Annotated in this window: 8 protein-coding genes; 6 read left to right on the top strand and 2 right to left on the bottom strand. The window is 74.8% G+C overall.

All coding sequences use genetic code 11. The features are described from left to right. Positions 1 to 172: 172 nt before the first annotated feature. Both AC07BF_RS11605 and AC07BF_RS11600 read right to left on the bottom strand, forming a co-directional pair. Positions 173 to 811 (bottom strand): TIGR03085 family metal-binding protein, encoded by a 639-nt coding sequence (locus tag AC07BF_RS11605; RefSeq protein WP_363582812.1) that lies wholly within the window; start codon positions 809 to 811, stop codon positions 173 to 175. 19 nt (positions 812 to 830) lie between these two features. Further along, a complete protein-coding gene (locus tag AC07BF_RS11600) occupies positions 831 to 1,400 on the bottom strand; it encodes a hypothetical protein (RefSeq protein ID WP_400811987.1) in 570 nt (189 codons plus the stop codon). A gap of 217 nt (positions 1,401 to 1,617) precedes the next feature. On the opposite strand from AC07BF_RS11600, the gene hisI reads away from it, so the two are divergent. The 6 genes from hisI (at position 1,618) to AC07BF_RS11570 (ending at position 5,741) form a co-directional block, all read left to right on the top strand. Next, complete coding sequence (hisI, locus tag AC07BF_RS11595; protein WP_063347172.1) at positions 1,618 to 1,989, top strand: phosphoribosyl-AMP cyclohydrolase; 372 nt, start codon at positions 1,618 to 1,620, stop codon at positions 1,987 to 1,989. A gap of 48 nt (positions 1,990 to 2,037) precedes the next feature. After that, positions 2,038 to 3,561, top strand: a complete 1,524-nt coding sequence (locus tag AC07BF_RS11590; RefSeq protein WP_363582808.1) for an anthranilate synthase component I — start codon at positions 2,038 to 2,040, stop codon at positions 3,559 to 3,561. A gap of 47 nt (positions 3,562 to 3,608) precedes the next feature. Beyond that, complete coding sequence (locus AC07BF_RS11585; protein WP_363582806.1) at positions 3,609 to 4,109, top strand: Uma2 family endonuclease; 501 nt, start codon at positions 3,609 to 3,611, stop codon at positions 4,107 to 4,109. After that, entirely contained in the window at positions 4,106 to 4,708 is a 603-nt protein-coding gene (locus AC07BF_RS11580; RefSeq protein WP_371516596.1) for a TIGR02234 family membrane protein, read from the top strand. The genes AC07BF_RS11585 and AC07BF_RS11580 overlap by 4 nt, the downstream gene beginning before the upstream one ends. Positions 4,709 to 4,933: 225 nt before the next feature. Continuing rightward, on the top strand, positions 4,934 to 5,188 hold the full coding sequence (locus AC07BF_RS11575; RefSeq protein WP_063347169.1) for an HGxxPAAW family protein: 255 nt from the start codon (positions 4,934 to 4,936) through the stop codon (positions 5,186 to 5,188). A 136-nt stretch (positions 5,189 to 5,324) separates the two neighbouring features. Then, positions 5,325 to 5,741 carry a DUF2752 domain-containing protein gene (locus AC07BF_RS11570; protein ID WP_478333298.1) on the top strand — a complete coding sequence of 139 codons (417 nt, stop codon included), beginning with the start codon at positions 5,325 to 5,327 and terminating at the stop codon, positions 5,739 to 5,741. Positions 5,742 to 5,743 lie beyond the last annotated feature (2 nt).

Genomic DNA, 5,743 nt, shown 5'->3' with positions numbered 1-5,743 from the left:
AGGCGGTCGGTGTTGGCAACGGGGAGGTGACGGATGCAGTTTTTGACAAGGGACAAGGTGCCTTCCTTGGGGTTTCCCCCCGCGCAGGACTGAGGGCCGAAACCCGAATTGATGTTCCCTGGATTCGTTCATGATGTGTTGCCCCTTCTCGTCCGAGGAGGGGCAACGCGGCTTACGGCAGTGGCAGGACGTGGCGGAGGGCTTCGAGGGCGTCCGGGGGGCCGTCGACGGTGAGGGTGGTGTGGGCGCCGCGGCCGTAGGTGAAGAGGATCAGTTCGCCCGGGTCGCCGGCGAGTTGGACGGTGGGGGAGCCGGTGGGGCCGACGGTGAGGGACTGGCCGTCGGGGCGGCGCAGGGTCAGCCGGACGGGGGAGCGGCGGCCGGCTTCCAGGCGGGCCAGCAGGGGCAGTCGGCGCCACAGGGCTTCGGCGCGGCCGGCGGGGACCGGGGCGGGGGTCCAGTCGTCGGCGGCCCGCAGGACGTCCTCGGCGTGCACGTAGTACTCGACGGTGTTCGCGGCCTCGTCGGCGCCGGGCAGGGCGAACGGGGAGAGCACCGGCGGGCCGGAGCGGAAGAGCTTCAGCAGCTCCTCGTACGGGCGCTCGGCGTACGCGGACTGCACCCGGCGGGCCCGGTCGGCGAGGGCGCCGATCAGCAGTCCGGCCGCCGCGTCCGGGCGGTGCTCGCGGACCACCAGGTGGGCGGCGAGGTCGCGGGTGGTCCACCCGGCGCAGAGGGTGGGGGCGTCCGGCCCGGCGGCGGCCAGGAGTGCGGCGAGGCGGTGGCGTTCGGCGAGGGCGTGGTTCGACATGGCGCCACGATAGAGGCTGTCAGCGCAGGTTGCCGGTGAGCTTGGGGCCGCCCTGCTTGTTGCCAGCGGTCAGGGTGCAGGTGTAGTCCCGCCAGCCCTGCTGGTAGTTGGCCTGGGCAGGGCCGAACTGGCGGCCGTAGTACGTCTTCCCGTCGTTCTGGCGGGCCTTGGCGGCGGCCTCGGCCTCCTTGCAGCCCTCGCGCATGGCGAGCGCGATCGGGATCTCGCCGGTCAGGCCGTCGGCCAGTTTCAGGTCGGCGATCACCTGGCCGTCGTGCTCGCCGGTGCAGGGGCGCTCCTCAGCCTTGGTGATCACCGGGCTGAGCTGCGGGTGGTCGAAGCAGGCGCCGACCGGGAAGAAGGCGTACGGCGGGGTCCTGGTCGGGGTGGGTGTCGGCGTGGGCGTCGGGGTCGGGGTGGCCGTGGGGGTCGGCGGGGGCGGCGCGGCGGCGGGCTTGCGCTCCTCCGGCCAGAGCAGGACGGTGGCCACCACCGCGAGCAGCACGGCCAGGACGGCCACGACGGCGAGGACCAGGCCCCGGGACGGGCGGGAGTCGGCGGCTGCGGGCGGCTGCTGCTCGGAGGTCATGGCCATGAGGATGGCCCACGCGGGGCCCGCCCGGCAGGCGGTTGGCCGAAATCACCCCTTTACGGCGATGTTCGGGGTGGGGCCGGAGAGGCTCCCCGGCGGCGCGGATCCGGTCCAGCGGTTGTGCGTGCACCGGGTAGGGCCCACCGCACAAGGCACAGGGCACAGGGCACAGGGCGCATCCGGGGCGGCGGCCCGGACTGCAACAATGGGCCCCATGTCCACCACACCCGCCACCCCCGGCACCACCGCCCTGGCCCCCGAGATCGCCGCGCGCCTCAAGCGCACCGAGGACGGCCTGCTCCCGGCGATCGCGCAGCAGTACGACACCGGCGAGGTGCTGATGCTGGGCTGGATGGACGACGAGGCGCTGCACCGCACGCTCACCACCGGCCGCTGCACCTACTGGAGCCGCAGCCGCCGCGAGTACTGGGTGAAGGGCGACACCTCCGGCCACGCCCAGGCGGTCAAGTCGGTGGCGCTGGACTGCGACGGCGACACCCTGCTGGTGAAGGTCGACCAGACCGGTGCCGCCTGCCACACCGGCGACCGCACCTGCTTCGACGCCGACGTGCTCCCGCTCGCCTGACCCCTCCGCCCACTCCTCCTGCCGGAACTCCAGAAGGTGCCGCTCGCCATGGATCTCGAAGCCTTCCGCAAGCTCGCCGTCGACACCCGGGTCATCCCGGTCACCCGCAGGCTCCTCGCGGACGGTCTCACCCCGATCGGCCTGTACCGCAGCCTCGCCGAGGAGCGGCCCGGCACCTTCCTGCTGGAGTCCGCCGAGCAGGGCCGCAGCTGGTCGCGCTACTCCTTCGTCGGCGTCCGCAGCGCCGCCGTCCTCACCGTCGGGGAGGACGGCGAGGCCCGCTGGCTGGGCACCCCGCCGGTCGGCATCCCGACCGGCGGCGACCCCTTGCAGGTGCTGCGCGCCGCGCTGGAGGCGCTGCACACCCCGCGCCGCGACGACGACGGCCTGCCGCCGCTCACCGGCGGCCTGGTCGGCTACCTGGGCTACGACGTCGTCCGCCGGCTGGAGAAGCTGCCCGACCTCAACCCGGACGACCTGCGGCTGCCCGAGCTGACCATGCTGCTCGCCACCGACCTCGCCGTGCTCGACCACGTCGACGGCACGGTGCTGCTGATCGCCAACGCCGTCAACCACAACGACCTCGCCAGCGGCGTGGACGAGGCCTACGCGGACGCGGTGGCCCGGCTGGACGCCATGGAGGCTGACCTGCTCAAGCCGGTCGACCCGGGCCTGGCCACCTTCACCCCGGCCGGGCCGGGCGAGGCCCGCTCCCCGTTCGGCGGCGCGCCGTACCGGGCGGCGGTGGAGGTGGTCAAGGAGCGGATCCGGGCCGGCGAGGCCTTCCAGGTCGTCCCTTCGCAGCGCTTCGAGGCGCCCTGCCCGGCCTCGGCGCTGGACGTCTACCGCGTGCTGCGCACCACCAACCCCAGCCCGTACATGTACCTGTTCCGCTTCCCGGGGCCGGACGGCACCGCCGAGGGCGGCTTCGACGTGGTCGGCTCCAGCCCGGAGGCGCTGGTCAAGGTGACCGGCGGCGAGGCGATGGTGCACCCGATCGCCGGGACGAGGCACCGCGGCGCCACCCCGCACGAGGACGCGGCGCTGGCCGCCGAGCTGCTCGCCGACCCCAAGGAGCGGGCCGAGCACCTGATGCTGGTCGACCTGGGCCGCAACGACCTGGGCCGGGTCTGCGAGCCGGGCAGCGTGGAGGTGGTCGACTTCATGCACATCGAGCGCTACAGCCACGTGATGCACATCGTCTCCACCGTCACCGGCCGGGTGGCGCCCGGACGGACCGCCTTCGACGTGCTGACCGCCTGCTTCCCGGCCGGCACCCTGTCCGGCGCGCCCAAGCCCCGCGCGATGCGGATCATCGAGGAGCTGGAGCCCACCCGCCGCGGCCTGTACGGCGGCTGCGTCGGCTACCTGGACTTCGCCGGGGACTCCGACACCGCGATCGCGATCCGCACCGCCGTGCTGCGCGACGGCACCGCCTTCGTGCAGGCCGGCGCGGGCGTGGTCGCGGACTCCGACCCGCACGGGGAGGACACCGAGTGCCGCAACAAGGCGGCCGCCGTGCTGCGGGCCGTCGCCACCGCCAATACGCTGCGGACGCCGGAACTGTCGTAAGTCGTCAGTGTCGTCAGTGTCGTCAGTCGTCGAGGGAGGCGGCCGGGATGTCCGAGGTGTCGCCCGACGAACTGCGGCGGGTGGTGGTGCTCGATGCGGCCGCCCAGATCGAGGACCAGTTGGGCGGGCACGGCCGGGTGCTGTCCGGCGCCGTGATCGACGCCCCGGCCGGGGCCCCCGACCTGATCCCCGACCTGACGGTGACCGCCCCGGGGGCGGAGCCCGACGGCCGGGGCCGGTACCCCCAGGGCGCCGTCGAGGCCGTCCTGGAGGTGGCCCGGTCGCACCTGGCCGCGGCGGCGCTGGCGTACGCGCGCAGCGGGATCCCGCTGTACGTGGTGGTCGACCCGGCGGCGGCGGCCTGCACCGTGCACACCGCGCCGTCCGTCGACGACGGGTACCGGGAGGCGGAGCGGGTGCCGTTCGGCAACGATCTCTTCCTGCCGCTCGCCGGGCGGACGCTGGTGCTGCGGACGGACGAGTTCCCGGCCGGGCCGCCCACCCCGGGTGCGGGGCCGGACGCCGGGCGGGGGATAGTGGACGGGTGAGCGCACCTGACCAGACCCCCGTACCCGCCCCGCCGGCCCCCGCGTCGGGCCGCCGGACGCTCGGCGTGATGCTCCTGCTGACCGTGCTGAGCGCCGTGCTGGTGCTGACCGCCGTCGGCCGGGTCTGGGCCGAGGGCCGGGCCGGCACCCTGGCGGTGTCCGTCTCCGGCGGCGCGATCTCCGAACTCCCGGGCGGGCTCGCCCTGGTGGGGCTCGCGGCGGCCGTCGCGGTGTTCGCGGTGCGCGGCGCGGGCCGGCTCGCGGTCGGCGCGCTGACCCTGCTGGCAGGCCTCGGCGCGGCCGCCGCCTCGGCCGCGGGCGCCGGGGACACCGCCGCGCTGGACGCCGAGGCGGCCCGCAAGCTGGCGCTGTCCGGCTCGGCGGCCACCGAGGTCGGCCACACCGGCTGGCCCTGGGTGGCGCTGGCCGGCGGGCTGCTGCTGGCCGTCGCCGGGCTGCTCACCCTCCGCTACGGCCGGAGCTGGCCGGCCATGGGCAGCCGCTACGAGGCGCCCACCCGCAAGGCCCCGGCGAAGAGCGACACCCCGGCCGACCTGTGGAAGGCGCTGGACCGGGGCGAGGACCCGACCACGGTCTGAGCGCGGGGTCTGGGCGCCGGCCTTGAGCGCCGGGCCCGGGCGGGCCCAGGCTTCGGGCCCCAGCGGGCCTCAGCAGCCCTCAACGGGCCCCGGCGCCGGTGTGACGCGATAGACCCGCCACCCGCTTTGGGCCGCCGGTGTGTGGCCCGGCACAATGGAACCCGTCAACCCGCCGGCGGCCCCGCAGGCCCGGCCGGGCCCCGAGAGGCTAGGAGCACCACTCAGATGGCAGCAGCAGCACACGGTCACACCACCGCCGCCTGGACCGGCGTGACCATCACGTTCATCGGTTTCGGGATCGCGGGGGTCGCGATGATCCTCCCGTCGGTGATGCTGGTCTGGGCCGGCATCGCGGTCATCCTGGCCGGCGGCGTGGTCGGCAAGGCCATGTCGATGGCGGGCATGGGCCAGCAGCCGAGCGCCAACGTGTACGCCTCGCACGAGGAGCAGCGCGCGGCCCGGGCCGCCGTCGCCGCCTGACGACGGACTCCTCGCAGTAGATACGACTCGTAGCAGTACGACTCGCAGCAGTACCGACTCGTAGCAGTACCGAACGGCGGGCGCGCCACGCCCGCCGTTTCGTTCTGTCCGGGCCCGGCCCGGGCAGAATCGGGGCGTGACCTCCGCCTCCACCACCTCCGCCCTGCCGCCCGTCCTGCGCCGGCTGGGGCCGCCGCTGGCCGCGCTGGCGGCGGTGGCCGTTCCCGCCGTCTACGTCGCCGCGGTGGACCCGAACACCCCCGGGCACTACCCCGACTGCCCCTTCCTGGCCGCCACCGGCTGGTGGTGCCCCGGCTGCGGGGGGCTGCGCTGCGTCCACGCGCTGGCCCACGGGGACTTCACCGGCGCCCTGCACGACAACGCCGCGGCCGTCCTGCTGTTCGGCGTCCTGGCGCTGCTGTGGCTGCGCTGGGCCTGGGCCGCGCTGACCGGCGCCGGGGCGAGGTGCAAGCACCCGGCCCAGGCCCGAGAATGGGGGGTGGTTCCTCTTTCTCCTTCTGTGTTTTCCGTGGTTTTCAACCCGTCCCCCTAGAT

This window comes from Kitasatospora sp. NPDC043950 (assembly GCF_056435345.1).
Note: the sequence above shows the minus strand (reverse complement) of the source record. Positions and strands in the feature narration are given on the sequence as shown.

What these genes read in the sequence shown, in the direction of transcription:
- AC07BF_RS11605 (WP_363582812.1), bottom strand. Translation starts at nt 811, where the DNA reads ATGTCGAACCACGCCCTCGCCGAACGCCACCGCCTCGCCGCACTCCTG.
- AC07BF_RS11600 (WP_400811987.1), bottom strand. Translation starts at nt 1,400, where the DNA reads ATGACCTCCGAGCAGCAGCCGCCCGCAGCCGCCGACTCCCGCCCGTCC.
- hisI (WP_063347172.1), top strand. Translation starts at nt 1,618, where the DNA reads ATGTCCACCACACCCGCCACCCCCGGCACCACCGCCCTGGCCCCCGAG.
- AC07BF_RS11590 (WP_363582808.1), top strand. Translation starts at nt 2,038, where the DNA reads ATGGATCTCGAAGCCTTCCGCAAGCTCGCCGTCGACACCCGGGTCATC.
- AC07BF_RS11585 (WP_363582806.1), top strand. Translation starts at nt 3,609, where the DNA reads ATGTCCGAGGTGTCGCCCGACGAACTGCGGCGGGTGGTGGTGCTCGAT.
- AC07BF_RS11575 (WP_063347169.1), top strand. Translation starts at nt 4,934, where the DNA reads ATGGCAGCAGCAGCACACGGTCACACCACCGCCGCCTGGACCGGCGTG.